The organism is Paraburkholderia sp. WS6 (genome assembly GCF_030464835.1).
GTDB lineage: Bacteria > Pseudomonadota > Gammaproteobacteria > Burkholderiales > Burkholderiaceae > Paraburkholderia > Paraburkholderia madseniana.
Genome location: NZ_JALQCK010000006.1, coordinates 70006 through 88346 on the forward strand (window position 1 = coordinate 70006; position 18341 = coordinate 88346).

Genomic DNA, 18341 nt, shown 5'->3' on the forward strand with positions numbered 1-18341 from the left:
GCCTGGCCGGGCGTTGCAGCGCATAGACACAACGCATCGAATGGATGAACCGAAGGCATTTTTATATATGAGTGTTAACCCTTATCATTCGGCGGCCACGGCAGGTTTTCCGCCGTCGGCGTATTAATGCGCTGAGGTAGCGCCAACGTGCGTTTTTTGGAAGCCCACCGTCCGGATGCTGAATCGCAAGTCCAACCCTTCGTCGCTGCGCTGGCCGAGCCGCCTTTACGCGAGCCTGTACGCGCTCGTCACCGCGATCTACCGCAGACGGCCGGTATGGATGGTGTCGTTTTCGACGAGCGAGGCCAATCTGTCGGAAGGGCTGAGAGCCGCCTGCGCGTCCACCGCCATGCTGGTGCTCGGCAATCTGCTGCACGACCCGGTTTTTGCATGGGCCGCGATCGGCGCTTTCTGGACCTGTCTCGCCGACGCGGCCGGCTCGAATCGCGCGCGCTTCGCCTCGATGATGGGCTTTGCGCTTCTGTCCACCGTGTGCGGTGGCGTGACCGCCTTCGCGTCAGGCGAGGGGGCGGTGTTCGCGGCGCTCGCCATTCTGGTATTCACGGCGCTCGGCGCGTTCGGCAGGATCTGGGGCGCCGCGACATCGCAGGTGACGATTCTCGCGGCGACCGCCTGCGTGGTGATGGTCGACCGGCCGATGCACCACCTTCGCGAAGGTGCGGCGTTTCTCGGCATCTATCTGGCCGGATGCCTGTTCGCCGTCGTGCTGAGCTTGACCGTCTGGCGCATTCATCCGTTCGGCACGAGCCGCGCTGCGCTGCGCGCGGTGTATCTGCGTCTGGCGGACATCGCCTTCGACAGCGCGCGACTGCTCGAAGAGCGTGCAGCGCCTGGCGAGTGGGCCACGCATGCCGCGAAATTTCGCGCTGATGCACGCGCTGCGCTGGAGCGCTCACGCAAGGCACTGGCGAACGTGCCTGGCTCGAGAACGGCCGGCCGGGAAGCCTACGACAATCTGCTCGCCCTGCTGACCGAGAGTGAAGCGCTTTTTGCCTACCTGATTGCGGTCACCGGCGCCTGCGAAAAAATCCCCGAAGACGCACGTCGCGCCAGACGTGCGGCCCGGCTGCTGACCGGGCTGGGCGAGGTTCTGCGAAGAATCGGCGCGGCCACCAACGAAGCGCAATGGAACCGTCTCGCTGACCTGCAACTCCGTTTGCGACGCCTGGCGTGGCGACTCGAATCCGCGCTGATGGAACCTGTGACATTGAAGTTCGACTTCGAACTGGTCGATTTCGCACCGACGACTGCCCAGCCGCTCGGGTGGTCGGACAGTGCCGTCAGACTGCTGACGCGGGCGTGGTCGACCCTCAAGGCAAACTTTTCCGTTCAGTCGGTCGGCTTGCGCCACGCTGCTCGCGTAGGCGTCACGACCACGGCGGGCTTTCTGGTCATCCGGGCGCTCGGGCTTCCCTTCGGCTACTGGGCAACCATGGCGACGCTGCTGATCCTGCAACCGTCCATTGCCGCGACCTGGCCACGGAGTATCGAGCGCGCTGCAGGGAGCATCGTCGGGGGCGTGCTGGCGGCCGGCATCGGCTATGCGATCCATTCGCCTCTCGGCATTTCATTGGCGGTGTTTCCGCTGGTGGTGGCCACCATGGCGCTGCGTCCCGTCAGCTACAGCCTGTTCGTACTTTTCCTGACCCCGACCTTTGTGCTCGTGGCCGACTTCGCGACGCCCGGCGCCAGCGAATTCGCCTTCGCGCTCACACGGCTCGGCAACAATGTGCTTGGCTGTGTATTGGCGCTGCTGGCAACGTTCTATCTGTGGCCGACGCGGGAAAAAGTCGACTATCGCGCCTATCTGAGCGACGCGGTGCGAGCCAATCTCGCGTATCTGAGGGCGGCACTGGAGTCGCCGGACCGAAGCGAGAAGGACATGGAACGCCTGCGCCGAGCTGCTGGCCTGGGCAGCAATAACGCCGAGGAGGCTATCGGCCGCATTCGACTTGAAAAGCTCGAGGACTCGATGGTCGACACGGTGACGCTGACGGTGCTGAGCGTATTGCGAAAAATGGCGGGAACCGCAACCCAACTGCGCCTGAGTACGAACCGGCGCAGCATGCACGATGAACTCGACGCGTGGATTGCGGCCACGAGCACGGACATCGACGCGGCTTTGAACAGGACGTTGCGGCCGATCCGGCACGACCTTCCCCCGCGGGAGCGGTTGACGTCGCTGGAGGCGGACGCGGTGGGCGAAATCGCGCTGATGCATCGGCTGCTGACTGAGCGGATGCGAGAGGCGAGGGGGTAGGCGGTGAGCAGAAGCATCCGCCTTGGCATGGTCCGCTGACTATCGCTTTGCAGCCAGAGCGCGCGTGACGAAGCGAAGTTGCTGTTAAGACGTGCCGGTTTCTTTTTCCACTTCCTCCGTGGCAACCGGCTCGGGTTCGGGCACGGGCAACACCGATTCGAGCGTGCGCAGTCCCGCTCCTAGCGCCCGCTTTTCGGCCGGCGGCAAACGCTTGACCCAATACTCGGCGCGCGAAGCGCTTGATCGGTCGGCCAACTCAAACGACACCAGCACCTGCACCGGTTTGCGCGAGCGCGTATAGCGCGCGCCTTCACCGCTCACATGTTTGTCGAAGCGAGCCTGCACATCGGTGGCAATGCCGGTATAGACGCTGCCGTCCGAGCATTCGAGCAGATACAGAAACCACGCCATGGGTACGCTTCAACCTTTGAACGGATTGTGTTCGCGCAGCTCGTCCACATACGCGTGGATGCTGTTCTTTTCGTTGTCGAGGAAGTGGCCGACCGCATCGGCGAAGCCCGGATGCGCGAGCCAATGCGCCGAGCGCGTCACAGTCGGCAGAAAACCGCGCGCCATCTTGTGTTCGCCCTGGGCGCCGCCTTCGAACGCACCGAGCTTTTCTTCGATGCAGAATTCGAGCGGCTGATAGTAGGCGGTTTCGAAGTGCAGGCAGGGCACGTGTTCCAACGCGCCCCAGTAACGGCCATAGAGCGTGCCGCCGGTTTTCCCGTCGCGCTGATAGATGACGAGCGAACTGGCGATCGGCTTGCCTTCGTATTCGGCGATCACCAGCAGCAGATTTTCCGGCATCGACGCACCGATCATGCGGAAGAAATCGAGGTTCAGATACGGACTCGAAAAGTGCTCGCGGTAGGTTTGCCGATAACACTTGCTGAAGAATCGCCAGTCGGCGTCCTGGATGTCTTCGCCGCGAATCCGCCGCATCGTCACGCCGGCTTCCTGAACCTTGCGACGCTCCGCGCGGATGTTCTTGCGCTTCTTCTGTTCGAGCGTGGAGAGGAAATCGTCGAAGTCGCGATAGCCGTCGTTCAGCCAGTGGAACTGCACGCCTTCGCGCTGCATCATGCCCATGTCGGTCAGCGCGCTTGCCTCTGCTTCGGTCGGAAATAGCACATGCAGCGACGACACGTCGGCCTGCTCGGCGAACGCCATCAGCGTCGCGGCCAGATGCCTGAGCGCATGCATATCCGCCGATAACAGCCGGTTGCCCTGCACCGGTGTGAACGGCACCGCGCACAGCAGCTTCGGGTAATACGGCAGGCCGTTGCGTTTGTACGCGTCGGCCCACGCCCAATCGAAGACATACTCGCCGTACGAGTGCCCCTTCAGATATACGGGCGCGGCGGCCGCGAGCTTGTCCGTGCGCGGGTCGGTGAGCGTGACGAATTGCGGCGCCCAGCCGGTATCGGCGACCGCGCAACGGGTCGCGTGCAGTGCGCTCAAGAACTCGTGCCGCAGAAACGGCGTGGGCTGCGCTTGCTGCGCAAGGAGGGCATTCCATTCCGCGGCGTCTACCTCGGAGGGCGACGCCAGAATGCCCGTGCGATAATCAAAGCGTTCCTGGTTCAATCTGTGTGACTGTTCCCAATGAGCGGCGCCAAGCGTTTAGCGATGCGTCGTTCGTTTATCCGATTTGTCCGTTGCCGTCGAGCTAACCAGCCACGGTACTCGCAAGCCGCCTGGCTTGCCTGTCGATCCTGCCATGAAGACCCGAATCGCTCTTGCCCAAATCAATGTCACCGTCGGCGACTTCGCCGGCAATGTCGCGAAGATTGTCGCTGCCGCGCGCGCCGCGCACAACGATGGTGCGAAGCTGCTGATTGCGCCTGAACTCGCGCTATCCGGCTATCCACCCGAAGATCTGTTGCTGCGTCCCGCGTTCTACACCGCGAGTGCGGCGGCGCTCGCGGATCTGGCCACGCAACTGAAGCCCTTCGCCGGCTTGCATGTGATCGTCGGCCACCCGCTGCGTGACTTGACGCACAGCGCGGCAAACGGCCATGGTAATGCAAACGCGCCGATCGAGCGCGGCGTGCCGCCGGTCGATACCTTCAACGCGGCCTCGCTGATCGTCGACGGGGAAGTGGCCGGCACCTATCGCAAGCAGGATTTGCCCAATACCGAGGTGTTCGACGAGAAGCGCTACTTCGCTTCCGACCCGCAGCCGTTCGTGTTCGAACTGGACGGCGTGAAGTACGGCGTGGTGATTTGCGAGGACGCGTGGCATGCGTCGGCCGCGCAAATGGCGAAGGCGGCGGGCGCGCAAGTGCTGCTGATTCCGAACGGCTCGCCGTATCACCTGAACAAGGAAGCGGTGCGCTTCGACATTCTGCGCGCGCGGATTCGCGAGACCGGCTTGCCCATGGTCTACGTGAACATGGTCGGCGCGCAGGACGAACTGGTGTTCGACGGCGGCTCATTCGTACTCGATGAAAAGGGCGAGCTGGTCGCGAAGATGGCGCAGTTCGAGGAAGGCAACGCGATTGTCGAGTTCGACGGCGGCAAGCCGGTGCCCACGGTGATTGCGCCGGAACTCTCGCTCGAAGCGCAGGTGTATGCCGCGCTCGTGATGGGCGTGCGCGACTACATCAACAAGAACGGCTTCCCCGGCGCGCTGATCGGCCTGTCGGGCGGTGTGGATTCGGCGCTGGTGCTGGCCGTCGCGTGCGACGCGCTGGGCGCTGACCGCGTGCGGGCGGTGATGATGCCGTCGCGCTACACCGCCGACATTTCCACCACCGACGCAGCCGACATGGCGCGCCGCGTCGGCGTGCGTTACGACGAAATCGCGATCGCGCCGATGTTCGACGCGTTCCGCGGCTCGCTCGCCGAGGAATTCGCCGGCCGCGCCGAAGACGCCACCGAAGAAAACATTCAGGCCCGCATCCGCGGCACCTTGCTGATGGCGCTGTCGAACAAGTTCGGTTCGATCGTGCTGACCACCGGCAACAAGAGCGAGATGGCGGTGGGTTACTGCACGCTCTACGGCGACATGGCCGGCGGCTTCGCGGTGATCAAGGACATCGCCAAGACGCTGGTCTACAAGCTGTGCCATTACCGCAATCAGGCCACGACTTTCGGCAAGCAGAACGTGATCCCCGAGCGGATTCTGACGCGCGCGCCGTCGGCCGAACTGCGCGACAACCAGACCGATCAGGACAGCTTGCCGCCGTACGAAGTGCTCGACGCGATCATGCGCATGTACATGGAAGAGGACCGCTCGCTTGCCGAAATCATCGCGGCGGGCTACGCGGTCGACGACGTGAAACGCGTCACGCGCCTCATCAAGATCAACGAGTACAAGCGCCGTCAGGCGCCGATCGGCATTCGCGTCACGCATCGCGCGTTCGGCCGCGACTGGCGTTATCCGATTACGTCGCGGTACACCGAGCCGGTGGAGTGAGCCTCAGGCGAACGGCTGCGGACTTACCCCATAGCAGACCAGAAGCACGCGCCGGATTGCCGCAACGCATCCGGCGCGGCGTAGAATAAAAATCATCCATTCTCCTTTCAACCTTCCCATCACGAGACGAGGTCCGCCATGAAGCGCATCACTGCAGTCATCAAACCGTTCAAACTCGACGAAGTGCGCGAGGCGCTTGCTGAAGTCGGCCTCACGGGGTTGACCGTGACGGAAGTCAAAGGCTTCGGTCGGCAAAAAGGCCACACCGAGCTCTATCGTGGTGCAGAGTATGTGGTCGACTTTCTGCCGAAAGTGAAGATCGAAGTGGTCGTCGCGGACAACCAGTGCGATCAGGTGATCGACGCGATCATCGGCGCGGCGCGCACCGGCAAGATTGGCGACGGCAAGATTTTCGTCGCGGACGTGGAGCGTGTGATCCGGATTCGCACGGGTGAGGAGAACGAAGCGGCAGTTTGAGCGGTTCGACTCGCACTGTTGAAACGCAGAGTTAAAGCGTCGGTATTGACATCCGCGGCACGCACGCACCGATCAGGTGCGCCGGGGCAGTGGCAAAACCGTGCGCGCAAATAAAAAACGGTGCGATACCCTTTCGGACATCGCACCGATACGCGCCTCTCGCAGCAGCGTGAAAAAGATTCTCTTGGAGAACTTGTTACTACGCCCCGAAGGAAGTCCCCCCGGGGCACACTGTTCGATTAGAACGAGTGCTGAATACCTGCATACACGCCGGTCTGGCTATGACCCGGCAGCGGGTTGTCTGTGCTGACAGCCGTGCCCGAGTTATTCGCATTCAGGCCGTAGTTAGCCGTCTTGCTGTTTTGCGTTGTTGCGACTTGAAGATCCAGCAGCGTGCGCTTGGACAGGTTGTACGAGCCGCCGACCGTGTAGATCGTCGCATTGCCTGCGCCATTGTTGCCGTTGACGTGATAGACCGCTGCGATCAGTGCTGCAGCCGGCGTTGCTTGCCACGTCACACCGCCCCATTCGTGATTGAGCGTGGTCGGTTGGCCAGGCAGAACGTTCGTCGCGCCCGCAGAGCGGATAGCCTGGTAAGCAGCCTGAATCTTGAACTGGCCGAGGAACACGTTCACGAGAGCCGAGTATTCACGCGATGCCGCGAACACGCCAGTTCCGATGTTGGCCGTGTTGACGGCAGTGCCGGTCGGGCCGTACAGGGTGCCGTTAGCCGGGTTGCGGATTTCGTCGTACAGGCCGCGAATCTGGAACAGCGAGGTCGTGTAGGTGACCTGTGCGCCGGCTTCGCGACCTTGAGCGGTCGTGCCGTTACCGTTCCAGCTCGTTGCGTTCGACAGGGCGTATTGACCGTAGAAGTCAAAGCCTGCGATCTTCGGCGACTGGTATGCGAAGTTGTTGCTCGATTGCGGCCAGTTGCGGCCACGCACCAGCGATGCCGACGACCAGTTCGATTGACCGAACGGGTCGAAGTCCCACACGCCGTTCGAGATATAGAGCATGCGGCCCATCGTGAACGTACCGTACTGGTCGTTCGACACGCCGACAGTTGCCCAACGATTGAAGAGACCGCCGCCGCCAGGGCCTGCACCCGTCATGGTGTTGAAGGAGCCTTCCAATTGGAACAGGACCTTGTTGCCGCCACCGATGTCCTCAACCCCCTTCATGCCCCACAGGCTGGTACCCCAGTCGCCGCTTTCCGCGCGCCAACGGTTCGTGCTGCCAGTTGCCTGGCCGTTTGCACCCGTGCCTTGCGGGACACCCGTCATGTACTCCAGGCCAGCGTCAAGGCGGCCGTACAGCGTCACGCTGCTTTGGGCGTGCGCAACTACACCGGCTGTCATCAACGCAGCGGCGAGCAAAGCTTTCTTCATCTTCTCCTCCATACCCTGTCAAAAAGTGAAACCTAGTACTGCGAATGGTGTTCGGACGCAAGCGCGCCGAACAGAAATCGGTACCAGGGAGATTAGCGGGTGGATTGGGTCTCCTGCCGTGACGGATAGCCTCAGCGGGCTATTCCTCGCGTCATGCCGATCCCTCGCCGACCGGTTCTCCTCTGTTGCTTTGAAGTGAAACTACTTTTAATGAACTTTGTTTTGCTACTTTGGTTACTAATTTATCAAAAATACCCTGGGGTGGGAGAAGAAATTAGTACCGGCTTGGGCCGGTGTCTCCAAATTGCAATACGAATGTGTGCAAGGAATCGTCGCGATATCCCCAAAAAGGCGGGAAACCCTTATGCCGTAAGGGAATCACGGATTGGGACGAGCAACGTCAAGGATTGCCACTATTGACGCTTCAAATGCGGCAGAGTAGGACGGAAAGAGGGTGGTTCGGGGCAGCTTCGTGCCCATTTTCGAGGCCAGAATGGCCGGAATGCAGAGGTGAGCGAAGTAAAAAAGGCGCTCGTAAGCGCCTTGTAATGCTACTTTGACTACAGCCCAAATACCAGGCTGTACGACAGTCTTATTTGAGGCTGCCAGAGAGGAACTGCTTGAGCCGTTCGCTCTTCGTGTTCCTGAAGACTTCGTCCGGATGGCCTTCTTCTTCGACCCGGCCTTGATGCAGGAACATCACGTGATTCGACACGTTGCGCGCGAACGGCATTTCGTGAGTGACGACGATCATCGTGCGGCCTTCTTCGGCGAGCGTCTGCATGACCTTGAGCACTTCGCCGACCAACTCGGGATCGAGCGCCGAAGTCGGTTCGTCGAACAGCATCACGTCCGGATGCATGGCCAGCGCGCGCGCGATCGCGACGCGTTGCTGCTGACCGCCCGACAAGTGCGACGGGTACTGCTTCTCAAGACGAGGCGCGAGGCCCACTTTCTCCAGATACTCGCGCGCGCGCTCTTCGGCTTCCTTGCGCTTCAGACCCAGCACGTTGACCGGTGCCTCGATGATGTTCTCGAGCACGTTCATATGCGCCCACAGATTGAAGTGCTGGAACACCATCGACAGTCTGGTGCGCACGCGCTGCAACTGCTTCGGATCGGACACGCGCAAAGCGCCGTTCTTGGCGAGCTGCGTGCGGACTTCTTCTCCGTCGACGAAGATGCGTCCGGAGTTCGGCTGCTCGAGGAAGTTGATGCAGCGAAGCATCGTGCTCTTGCCCGAACCGGATGAGCCGATCACGCTGATCACGTCGCCGGCGTTGGCCTTCAGCGACACGCCCTTGAGGACTTCGTTGTCGCCGTACTGTTTGTGAAGCTCGTCGACGAAGAGCTTTTGCTTCTTGGTGTTCATCGGGGTCCTTGGCGGGCTTACTTGCTTGGGGGCGTAGCGCCCATCTTGTTTACTTGCCTTGCGGCCGCAGGTAAGCGAGCCAGCGGCGCTCGGCGCGGCGGAACAGCCATACGAGCGCAAAAGAAATCAACAGATAGAGCAGGGCGGCGAGGCCGAACGCATTGAACGACTGGTACGTGGCCGAGTTCACGTCACGGGCGATCTTGAGAATGTCCGGCACGGTCGCGGTGAACGCGACGGTGGTGGCGTGCAGCATCAGGATCACTTCGTTGCTGTAGTACGGCAACGCGCGGCGCAGCGCCGACGGCAGAATCACCCGCCGGTACAGCGTGAACGACGACATGCCATACGCGCGCGCCGCTTCGATCTCGCCATACGGCGTGGCCTTGATCGCGCCCGCGAAAATCTCGGTGGTGTATGCGCAGGTGTTCAGCGTGAACGCGAGCAGCGTGCAATGCATGCCGTCGCGGAAGAACGCGTTGGTCAGCTCGTGGTTGCGGATGATTTCGAGGCTGTACAAGCCGGTGTAGCAGAGCAGCAGTTGCACGTAGAGCGGCGTGCCGCGGAAGATATACGTATACAGCCATACCAGACCGGCGAGCCATTTCTTCTTCGACACGCGCGCGACCGAGAGCGGAATCGACAGGCAAAAGCCGAGTCCGATCGACACCACCAGCAACCACAGCGTGATGACGACGCCGGTGAGGCGGTAGCCGTCGGTATACAGATAGTTGCGCCAGTATTCCTGAATGATCTCGATCATAGATCCGCCTTTCGCACGCCGGTCGAGTAACGCTTTTCGAGGTACATCAGCACGAAGTTGGACACTGTGGTGATGACGAGATAGATCGCCCCTGCGAACAGGGTGAAGAAGAAGAACCGCAGCGTGCCCTTGCCCGCATCCTGCGAGGCCTTGACTACATCCGCGAGACCGATGATCGACACCAGCGCCGTGGCTTTCACCATCACCTGCCAGTTGTTGCCGATGCCGGGCAGCGCGAAGCGCATCATCTGCGGGAACATGATCCGCGTGAACACCTGCCAGCCGGTCATGCCGTAGGCCGAGCCCGCTTCGAGCTGGCCGCGCGGCACCGCGAGGAACGCGCCGCGGAAGGTCTCGGTGAAGTACGCGCCGTAGATGAAGCCCAGCACCGCGACGCCGGCCACGAATGGGTCGATGTCGATCTGGTCCCAGCCGAGCAGGTCGGTCAGGTTATTCAGCCAGATCTGGATGCTGTAGAACAGCAGCAGCATGAGCACCAGGTCGGGCACGCCGCGCACGAGTGTCGTGTAGACGGTGCCGGCACCATGGGAGAAGCGGTTTTTCGACAGTTTCGCCGCCGCGCCGAGCAGGCCCAGCACGAAAGCGAACGCCAGCGACAACACCGCCAGTTTGACGGTTTGCCAGGTGCCGTTGAGAAGCAGCGGGCCGTAGCCTTGAAGGAACATATGGGGTCCTTGACGATGCGTTTGTGACGCAGCGCGAAAGACGCGGCCAGCTCTGCGCCGCGTTTGCCGCGAGCCTGGGCTCGCCGTTTCCTGCGGCGCACAGCGCACCGCTGTGCAAATCATGACTGCATGGCCGTTGCCGGTCTTGCAGCGCGCTTTTCGATTCTTGTTGTGAATCGGGGTTGAAGCTGCTTCTGAAACTGCTTGTTGAGGCTATCAGCGACTGTATTACGAAGCCTCGGGAAAGCCCATGCGGGCGAGCCCCGAGTTGATGACCCACTCAACGACCAGGATAGATATCGACGTCGAAGTACTGCTTTTCCAGCTTCCTGAACGTACCGTCCTGGTGTACTTGCGCCAACGCCTGGTTGAACATCGCTTTCAGCGCGACGTCATCCTTGCGCAGGCCGATGGCCGTGCCTTCACCGATCGTCCTGGGGTCCTTCACTTCCGGGCCGGCCCAGGCGAATCCTTTGCCGCGAGGCGTCTTCAGGAACCCGGCGTCGGCTTGCAATTCGTCCTGCAACGCGGCGTCAAGACGCCCCGATGCGACGTCGGCGTACACCTGATCCTGATTCTGGTAGGACACCACGGTCACCCCTTTGGGCTCCCAGTACGCCTTGGCGTAGGCTTCCTGAGTCGAGCCCTGCTCGACGCCGACATGCTTGCCCTTCAGCGATTCAGCCGTAGGCAGCAGGGGCGATCCGGCTTTGGCGATCATGCGGGCCGGCGCGTCGAACAGCGTGTCGGAGAAATCGATCTGTTCGCGGCGCTTGTCCGTGACGGTCAGCGATGACACGATCGCGTCGAACTTCTTGCCCTTCAACGCCGGGATGATCCCGTCCAGGTCCTGCTCGACCCACACGCACTTGACGTTCATTTTTGCGCACAGCGCTTTCGTCAAATCGACGTCGAAGCCGACGACCTGGCCGCTGGCCGCCTTCGATTCGAACGGCGGGTAGCTGGCGTCCACCCCGATGCGCACGGTTTTCCATTCTTTCGCCATGGCGCCGGTGGCCATGACGGCAAGCGCCACGCACAGTGCGGCCTTCTTCATGTTTCTCCTGGATCAAACTGATCGTCGTGGTGTGCCGATCTCGACGACCGCCGGCTCGTGGCCGGCCGTCGCTATTCTAGGCGGTCAAAATTGTCGCGCCGCGTGCAAGTGCCGCTTCGGGCCCGCCGGCGCGCCTTCGGCGCCCACGCGTCTTGAAAAGGGCGGTATTTTACCCGATCAGGGGCAGCGCGCCAGTGCGGGACGGCGCCGGCTGCCGGTGGGCGGGCGCATGCGTTGTGCATGCGCGACGGTCCCGGCGGGCGATTGCACGGATTTATGGAACGATCCAGTGCGTCGATGCCGATTGTTTAGTGCGCTTCGCGCCCATACATTCTGGGCATCGCTATTTACTTACCGGGAGATCCCCCATGATCGAGATTCGCCGTTCCGACGAACGTGGCCACGCCAATCACGGCTGGCTCGACTCGTATCACAGCTTCTCGTTTGCCGACTACCGCGACCCGCAACACGTGCATTTCGGACCGCTGCGGGTGATCAACGAAGACCGTATCGCCGGCGGCCAGGGCTTCGGCACGCACGGCCATCGGGACATGGAAATCGTCACGTATGTGCTCGAAGGCGCGCTCGCGCACCGCGACAGCATGGGCAACGGCTCGACCATCCGTCCCGGCGACGTGCAGCGCATGAGCGCCGGCACGGGCGTGCAGCACAGCGAGTTCAATGCATCGCAGGACGAGCCGGCGCACCTCTTGCAGATCTGGGTGATCCCGCAACGCGCGGGCGACCAGCCCGGCTACGAGGAAAAGCGCTTCGACGACGCCGACAAGCGCGGGCGTCTGCGCGTGGTCGCCTCACCCGACGGCCGCGACGGCTCGGTGACGATTCACGCGGATGCATCGATTTACGCGGGGCTGATCGATGGCGCGGAACAGGCCACGTTTGCGTTGCCGAAAGGCCGGCTGGCGTATGTGCACGTGGCGCGGGGCGCGCTGACCGTGAATGGCGAAGCGCTCCATGCCGGCGACGCCGCCAAGCTCAGCGAAACCGATACTGTGACGCTGGAAAAGGGCGACAACGCCGAAGTGCTGCTGTTCGATCTGGGTCCGCTCAACGGGTAAGTGCGGATAGGCGCGAATAGGTGTGGTAAGCGCCGATCACCGGACGTTCATTCATCGCCCGATGGTTGAGGGTTGCTGGTTGCGAGCGCAACGAGTCCCCCGGCTTGAAGCATGAGCCGCACGCAACGCAAAAACGCCACGGAAGTTTTTCCGTGGCGTTTTTGCGTTCGGACGACGGCCGCACCAGCCGCCTTCCGCCTACGTCGACCCGCTTACTGATTCGCAGCCGGCGCCGGCGCTGCGCCCTTATTGTGTTCCCAGCGGTCGCGCATCTTCTCGTGACGCGCTTCCATCTTCGCAAAACGCTGCTTCAGCGCCGTGCTGACGGTGGTCTTCTGCTGGTCGTTCAAGCCGTTATAGAACTTGAGCCACGCGTCCGTGGTTTGCTGACGCAGTTGCGCGTCTTTCTGCTCGACCTGCTGGTGCGCGGCAGCCATGGCGTTCAGATCCAGAATCGGCTGTTGCTGCGCGGCCTTCATCTGGTTCTTGATCTGTTCATGGTTGGCGCGCATGGCCTCATGGTTCTGTTTCATGGTGTCGAGCGCGGCTTGCCATTGCTTTTCCTGATCCGCGTTCAGCTTCAACTGGTCATGCAGTTGCGTCAGTTCCTTCATGAAGTGGCCATGCCAGCCGCCGGGGCCGCCGTGATCGGCGGGTTGGGCGGCATAGGCAGCGCCCACGCCAATCGCGAGGGCAGTGGCGGCAACGGCGAGAACGCGCGACATTTTTTTGGTGGACATGTAAGACTCCCTGTAATGGAATAGCCGACGATGCAACCGGTAATGTGGACGGCCTGCATTCGGTAAGTCACAGCGTAGAGAACTGGGCCCGGCGCTGTGTTACGTGGCTTGATGCGGCTGTTACGGGTCATTACGTACGCCTTTCACCGTAACACCCGGTAACCCTTGCGGGCCGTCTGAAATCGAAAACCCTTCCTGCTGCGCGTTAAACTTCATCCCATGGCTACTCAAATACTGGTTGTCGACGACGACGTCGAATTGCGCGATCTGCTACGCGACTATCTGGCCCGTCAGGGCATCGAAGTTTCGGTGCTGCACGACGCGGGCACGCTCGAGCGCAGGCTCGAACGCGAGCGTCCTGATCTGATCGTGCTCGATCTGATGATGCCGGGCGTGGACGGGCTCACCGCGTTGCGCAAGCTGCGCGCGTCGGGCGACGACATCCCTGTGATCATGCTGACCGCACGTGCTGACGACGTGGACCGCATCGTCGGGCTGGAGCTCGGCGCGGACGACTATCTCGGCAAGCCGTTCAACCCGCGCGAGCTGTTGGCGCGCGTGCAGGCGGTGCTGCGGCGCCGCCGCACGCTGCCGTCGGCGGCGGCGCCGGAGCAGCGCGAGCCGTTCAACTTCGGCCGTTTCACGCTGGATTTCCAGTCGCGCACGCTGCATCTCGAAGACAAGCCGCTCACGCTGTCAGGCAGCGAATTCGCGCTTCTGAAGATTTTCGTCAATCACCCCATGCGCACGCTCACACGTGAGCGCCTGCTCGAACTGCTGCATGGTCCGGAATACGACGGCACCGATCGCGGCATCGACGTACAGGTGTGGCGTTTGCGTCGCATTCTCGAAACCGACCCGTCCACGCCGCGCTTCATTCAAACGGTGCGCGGACGCGGCTACGTGTTCGTGCCGGACGGCGAACAGCATGCGCCGGCCCATTGATTCGCTGTTCGGGCGGCTGGCGCTGCTAGTTATTGCGGTGCTCCTGCTGTCGCATTTCGCGTGGTATGCGCTTATGCGGCTCGAGCGCAGCCAACTGCAAACGCGCTACGCAGTCGAGGAAGCCACCTTTCTCGTCGACGCGGTGCGCCAGCACGTCGCCCGTACGCCGGACCAGCCCTTGCCGTCGCGCGTCAGGCTGGTCGATCCGGCGAGCCCCGACGTACCGCCGGATAACACCGCGCTGCCGGCGCCGCTTGAACGGTTCATCGAGGACGTGCGTGATCGCATGCCTACCGGCACGCTGGTGCGGATCGGCCAGCCTGGTCGTCCGCCCACGCTGTGGGTGCGCGCCACCACGGATCGCAGTTGGATCGTGGTGCCGGTGCAGCCACTGCGCACGCCTCGCTCGCTCGATCGCACGGTGCTATGGCTCGCGATTATCTTTTCGTTCGCGGTGATGGCGGCGCTTTTTGCGGCGTGGGCGCTGCAGCAGCCATTGCGCTCGCTTGCTCAGGCGGTGGCGCGCTTTGGCCGCGGCCTGCCGGTGCCGCCGGTGCCTGAACGCGGTCCGCGCGAGTTGCGGCAGTTGACGCACGGCTTCAACCAGATGGTTCAGGAAGTGGCGCGCACCGAACACGACCGGGCCGTCATGCTGGCCGGCGTCGCGCACGATCTGAAAACGCCGCTGGCGCGCATGCGGCTGCGCGCCGAAATGATGGAAGAAGTGAAGATGCGTGACGGCGTCGTGCGCGACGTCGATTCGATGACGCATATCGTCGAACAGTTTTTGGTGTTCGCACACGACGGCGCCGATCGCAGCGAAGCGGTCGAAGTGGACGGGCAGTGCGAGCGCGTGGTCCGCAGTTATCGTGCGGTCGCTGCCGGTGCGCCCACGGTGCAGACCGAACTCAATGCAGGGCCGGGTTTTCTGCTGCCGGCGGCGACGCTCGACCGAATCCTGTCGAACCTGTTGGACAACGCACATGCCTACGGCGCGCCGCCGATCGTCGTCGCCACGGCGCGCACGGCGCAAGGCTTCACGCTTTCAGTGAGCGACAACGGCAGTGGTATCGCCGCGCAGGACCTGATCAATGCCAGCCGGCCGTTCGTTCGGCTCGACCCGGCACGCGGCGGCAATGGGCATAGCGGGCTGGGGCTTGCGATCGTCGAACGTCTGGTGCGGCGTGCGGGTGGGGAGTGGGAAATCGGCAATCACGACGGCCGTGGCTTGCGGGTCTCAATGAGCTTTCCCTTCGATGTGGTGCCGCGTGTCGTGGCGGCGTCGGAAAACGCCTGGGGTTGAGCGGGGCAAGGGCGGCAAGCGCCTGCCCCACTATATATATGTCGCAATGTGATGTCCGAACGCGAGGTTCGGAATGCGGCGTCTGGGTCGCAATGCCGGATGCGCTGTCTGCAATGCGAGTCCGGCAAACTTTGCGCTAGTCTGAAAACAGCGTGTTCAACGCATTGGCCGCGTCACCATCCACCGTATTCCACGTTACCGTTTCGGCTTCGAAGATGTAGTGCGTGGTGTACTTGCCGAGACGCGTGAGTATCTCTTCCTGAATCAGTTCCGGCGCGACCTCCAGCTTCAGATACCACGCGGTCGACGACAAGCGCGTCTGGAACGCGCCATATTCGGCCAGCAGATGGTCGAATGCGTCAGCATCCTGATCGCGACAGACGATGACCAAATTTCCCTTCATGCGAATCTCCCGTTAGAGCGGTAGCGGCAACCTCAATGTCAGGGTTGATGATACCTGCTTCGTTACGGGACGCCCGAGGCCGGGACTTGCTTTGCATCAGCAGCCGCACGCATCGGAGCGCCGACGGTGCGACGGCGCGAATTTAATTCGGAGACGACCGTCGCATTACCTGGCGTCAGCAGGCGTCACCAGGCGTTGACCACCGTCCGCGCGGGCGGCGCGGTGTCGTCGGGCGGAAGGGCTTCGGTGCGGTCGCGGCCGCCCGTCTTTGCCGCATAAAGCGCCGTGTCGGCGCGGCTCATGATGCGCTCGGGCAGATCGTCGGACGAGAGTTCGGTGATGCCGATGCTCACGCTCAAACCCACCGAGGCCGGCAACTTCGGCGAAGGAATTGCCTTCAGACGCAGGCGCAAGCGTTCGACGACTTCGCGGCCGCCGGCCAGATTCGTGGCCGGCAGCAGCAAGCCGAATTCTTCACCGCCCAGCCGGCCGATTGCATCGGTGCCGCGCAGTTCGGCCCGGCAGGTGTCGACGAAATGTTCGAGCGCGCGGTCGCCGGCGGCGTGGCCGAAGCGGTCGTTGATCTGCTTGAAGTGGTCGAGGTCGGCGATCGCCATGCACAGCGGCTCATTGCCCGCATGCGCGCGTTCGATCTCGTGGCGCAGCAGGTCGAGGAAGTAGCGCCGCGACAGCGCGCCGGTCAGCGCATCGTGGCGCGCCTCAGCCGAGAGCAGTGTGTTGGCCGATTGCAATTGTTCTGCAAGGTCGCGCGTGGCGCGATGGTGGCGCCGCTCGCGTACGTACGACACGGTGATGACCCACGCGAGCGCGACGGTGCCGGCCAGCGTCAGAAACACCAGCAGATGGTCGCGCTTGTGATTGCGCAGCAGTTCGGGCCAGGCCGCGAGCGGATCGACCAGATGCGCCGACAGCCCCGAGTTCAGGCCGCTGCGTGCCTGGTACAGCGATGGCGCCGGCTGCTCGCTCATGCCGAACAGCTGTTCGGCGACACCTGCGGGCACCCAGGGCGCTTGTTCGCGCACCCGCGTGTCGACCTGAATCTGGATGTCGGGGAGGATTTCGCGGCGATAGATGGTCAGGCGCTCGGCGGCGCCCATCTGCGTGACGTGCGAGTTCGGTAGCGCGTGGCCTTCGAGTGCGCTGTTGTGCGCCATGATGATGACGCCGTTTTCATCGGCGACGAAGGTACCGGCATGCGCGACCCAGTGGCGCAGCCGCGCGATCCCCACCTTGGCCACCACCACCCCGACCAGCAGACCGTCGGCGTACACCGGCGCCGCGATGAAGATGCCCGGCTCGCCGCTCTGGCGGCCGACGCCATAGGCTTCCGAAAACGCGCCGAGCAGGGCATTCGTCAGGTAGCCGCGCGTGCGCATATCGGCGCCGACGAAGGAGTGCTCCGCGGCAAGCGGTCGATTGACGGAGTTGCTGGATGCGACGCAGATGCCGTTGGCGTTGACGAGCCAGACCTGGTCGAGCCCGGAGAAACCTTGCGCGTCGTGCAGGAAATTGCTCACGGCCAGCATCTGCTGGTCTTTTAGCAACGCGGCGCGCAGAGCGGGTTCCGCCGCTGCGCCGTTCGCGGCATAATTCTGCGATTGCACCAGCGCGTGCTGGACCACGTCCATTTCGGCCATGGTTGCGGGGATGGCCCGAGACATGGCGAGGTCGCTGGCGATCACCTCCGCCATGTTGTCGACGATCGACGTGGACATCTGGCGTTGCGTGCGCAAAGCCGCGTCCAGCTCTTGCTGTACCATCCGGTCCGCGACCATGCCGGCCACGAACCAGCAAACGAGCACGATCAGCACGAAGCTGATCGGTCCGGTTGCCTGGCGCAAGGTTGTCCTGTTCATCGACCCTCTGATTCGTCTGGCTGTGACATGCAACTGGCTCATTCGTGGCAGCGCCCCGGCGCTGTTTCGCCCCTGTGGAAGCGGCTGGCGATACGCCCTCGGTGTGGGCCGCGTTGTGGGCCGGCAAAACCGCAAAGAGACGTGCCGTTTCTTGATTTTAACCGTCATGGGGCCTGACGCCACCGTTATTGCGGGAATGCGAAGTACGTCCGCTTTGCCCATCAGGTTCTTAACGGCAGCGCATCAGCTTTCTGAATGGCTGCGCGGGTTTAACAGGTGTTTGAAACCCGATCCGCGCCGCGCTAGCGATTGCGGGGAAAGTGGCTGGCGCACGGCAGTAGATGGCTCGCTGCACACGCCTCACCGTCCCTGGCCGGAGGCGGTCGCCGGGGCATTCGACGCTATTTATTGCTATTTGCCGTGAAAGGTTGTGCCTGAAACATAGGATGGTGTAGTGTCGTGCCGTCCAAAACAAGGAAAGCCCGCCAGCCTTCGGGCGGCGCCTGCGGCGACAGGAGCCCGGCTTGACGGTTGCGGTCCCGG

General features: G+C 62.6%; 16 protein-coding genes. 6 read left to right on the forward strand and 10 right to left on the reverse strand.

Annotated elements, in window-relative coordinates; genetic code table 11:
- The first annotated feature begins 175 nt into the window (after positions 1–175).
- Positions 176–2281: an FUSC family protein gene (locus tag M0D64_RS09455; protein WP_266257415.1), complete on the forward strand. Its 2106-nt coding sequence runs from the start codon at positions 176–178 to the stop codon at positions 2279–2281.
- Between the two features lie 84 nt (positions 2282–2365).
- Here M0D64_RS09455 and M0D64_RS09460 read toward each other — a convergent pair whose 3' ends face one another.
- Entirely contained in the window at positions 2366–2692 is a 327-nt protein-coding gene (locus tag M0D64_RS09460; protein ID WP_266257416.1) for a GIY-YIG nuclease family protein, read from the reverse strand.
- A 9-nt stretch (positions 2693–2701) separates the two neighbouring features.
- Positions 2702–3871 carry a GNAT family N-acetyltransferase gene (locus tag M0D64_RS09465; RefSeq protein ID WP_266257417.1) on the reverse strand — a complete coding sequence of 390 codons (1170 nt, stop codon included), beginning with the start codon at positions 3869–3871 and terminating at the stop codon, positions 2702–2704.
- A gap of 133 nt (positions 3872–4004) precedes the next feature.
- Between M0D64_RS09465 and M0D64_RS09470 the strand changes: the two genes are divergently transcribed.
- Both M0D64_RS09470 and glnK read left to right on the forward strand, forming a co-directional pair.
- Positions 4005–5705: an NAD+ synthase gene (locus M0D64_RS09470; protein ID WP_266257418.1), complete on the forward strand. Its 1701-nt coding sequence runs from the start codon at positions 4005–4007 to the stop codon at positions 5703–5705.
- 138 nt (positions 5706–5843) lie between these two features.
- Entirely contained in the window at positions 5844–6182 is a 339-nt protein-coding gene (gene glnK / locus M0D64_RS09475; protein ID WP_006048444.1) for a P-II family nitrogen regulator, read from the forward strand.
- Positions 6183–6421: 239 nt separating this feature from the next.
- On the opposite strand, the gene M0D64_RS09480 is transcribed toward glnK, so the two are convergent.
- From M0D64_RS09480 to M0D64_RS09500, 5 genes are all read right to left on the reverse strand, one after another.
- Positions 6422–7573, reverse strand: a complete 1152-nt coding sequence (locus tag M0D64_RS09480) for a porin (RefSeq protein ID WP_266257419.1) — start codon at positions 7571–7573, stop codon at positions 6422–6424.
- A gap of 592 nt (positions 7574–8165) precedes the next feature.
- The gene (locus M0D64_RS09485; RefSeq protein WP_266257420.1) at positions 8166–8945 is read right to left on the reverse strand and encodes an ABC transporter ATP-binding protein; all 780 of its coding nucleotides are present in this window, start codon (positions 8943–8945) and stop codon (positions 8166–8168) included.
- 49 nt (positions 8946–8994) lie between these two features.
- On the reverse strand, positions 8995–9708 hold the full coding sequence (locus M0D64_RS09490) for an ABC transporter permease (RefSeq protein WP_097391735.1): 714 nt from the start codon (positions 9706–9708) through the stop codon (positions 8995–8997).
- Positions 9705–10394 carry an ABC transporter permease gene (locus tag M0D64_RS09495; protein ID WP_154558951.1) on the reverse strand — a complete coding sequence of 230 codons (690 nt, stop codon included), beginning with the start codon at positions 10392–10394 and terminating at the stop codon, positions 9705–9707. The genes M0D64_RS09490 and M0D64_RS09495 overlap by 4 nt, the downstream gene beginning before the upstream one ends.
- 280 nt (positions 10395–10674) lie before the next feature.
- Positions 10675–11451 (reverse strand): ABC transporter substrate-binding protein, encoded by a 777-nt coding sequence (locus M0D64_RS09500; protein WP_266257421.1) that lies wholly within the window; start codon positions 11449–11451, stop codon positions 10675–10677.
- Positions 11452–11819: 368 nt separating this feature from the next.
- On the opposite strand from M0D64_RS09500, the gene M0D64_RS09505 reads away from it, so the two are divergent.
- Positions 11820–12530, forward strand: a complete 711-nt coding sequence (locus M0D64_RS09505) for a pirin family protein (protein WP_266257422.1) — start codon at positions 11820–11822, stop codon at positions 12528–12530.
- A gap of 212 nt (positions 12531–12742) precedes the next feature.
- On the opposite strand, the gene M0D64_RS09510 is transcribed toward M0D64_RS09505, so the two are convergent.
- A complete protein-coding gene (locus M0D64_RS09510) occupies positions 12743–13270 on the reverse strand; it encodes a periplasmic heavy metal sensor (protein WP_266257423.1) in 528 nt (175 codons plus the stop codon).
- Between the two features lie 219 nt (positions 13271–13489).
- Here M0D64_RS09510 and M0D64_RS09515 point away from each other — a divergent pair, with 219 nt between their 5' ends.
- Both M0D64_RS09515 and M0D64_RS09520 read left to right on the forward strand, forming a co-directional pair.
- Entirely contained in the window at positions 13490–14215 is a 726-nt protein-coding gene (locus M0D64_RS09515) for a response regulator (RefSeq protein WP_054035058.1), read from the forward strand.
- The gene (locus M0D64_RS09520; RefSeq protein WP_266257424.1) at positions 14199–15518 is read left to right on the forward strand and encodes an ATP-binding protein; all 1320 of its coding nucleotides are present in this window, start codon (positions 14199–14201) and stop codon (positions 15516–15518) included. Before M0D64_RS09515 ends, M0D64_RS09520 begins: the two co-directional genes overlap by 17 nt.
- Positions 15519–15654: 136 nt before the next feature.
- On the opposite strand, the gene M0D64_RS09525 is transcribed toward M0D64_RS09520, so the two are convergent.
- Both M0D64_RS09525 and M0D64_RS09530 read right to left on the reverse strand, forming a co-directional pair.
- The gene (locus M0D64_RS09525; protein ID WP_054035057.1) at positions 15655–15921 is read right to left on the reverse strand and encodes a hypothetical protein; all 267 of its coding nucleotides are present in this window, start codon (positions 15919–15921) and stop codon (positions 15655–15657) included.
- Between the two features lie 185 nt (positions 15922–16106).
- Complete coding sequence (locus M0D64_RS09530; protein ID WP_266257425.1) at positions 16107–17798, reverse strand: sensor domain-containing diguanylate cyclase; 1692 nt, start codon at positions 17796–17798, stop codon at positions 16107–16109.
- Between the last annotated feature and the right edge of the window lie 543 nt (positions 17799–18341).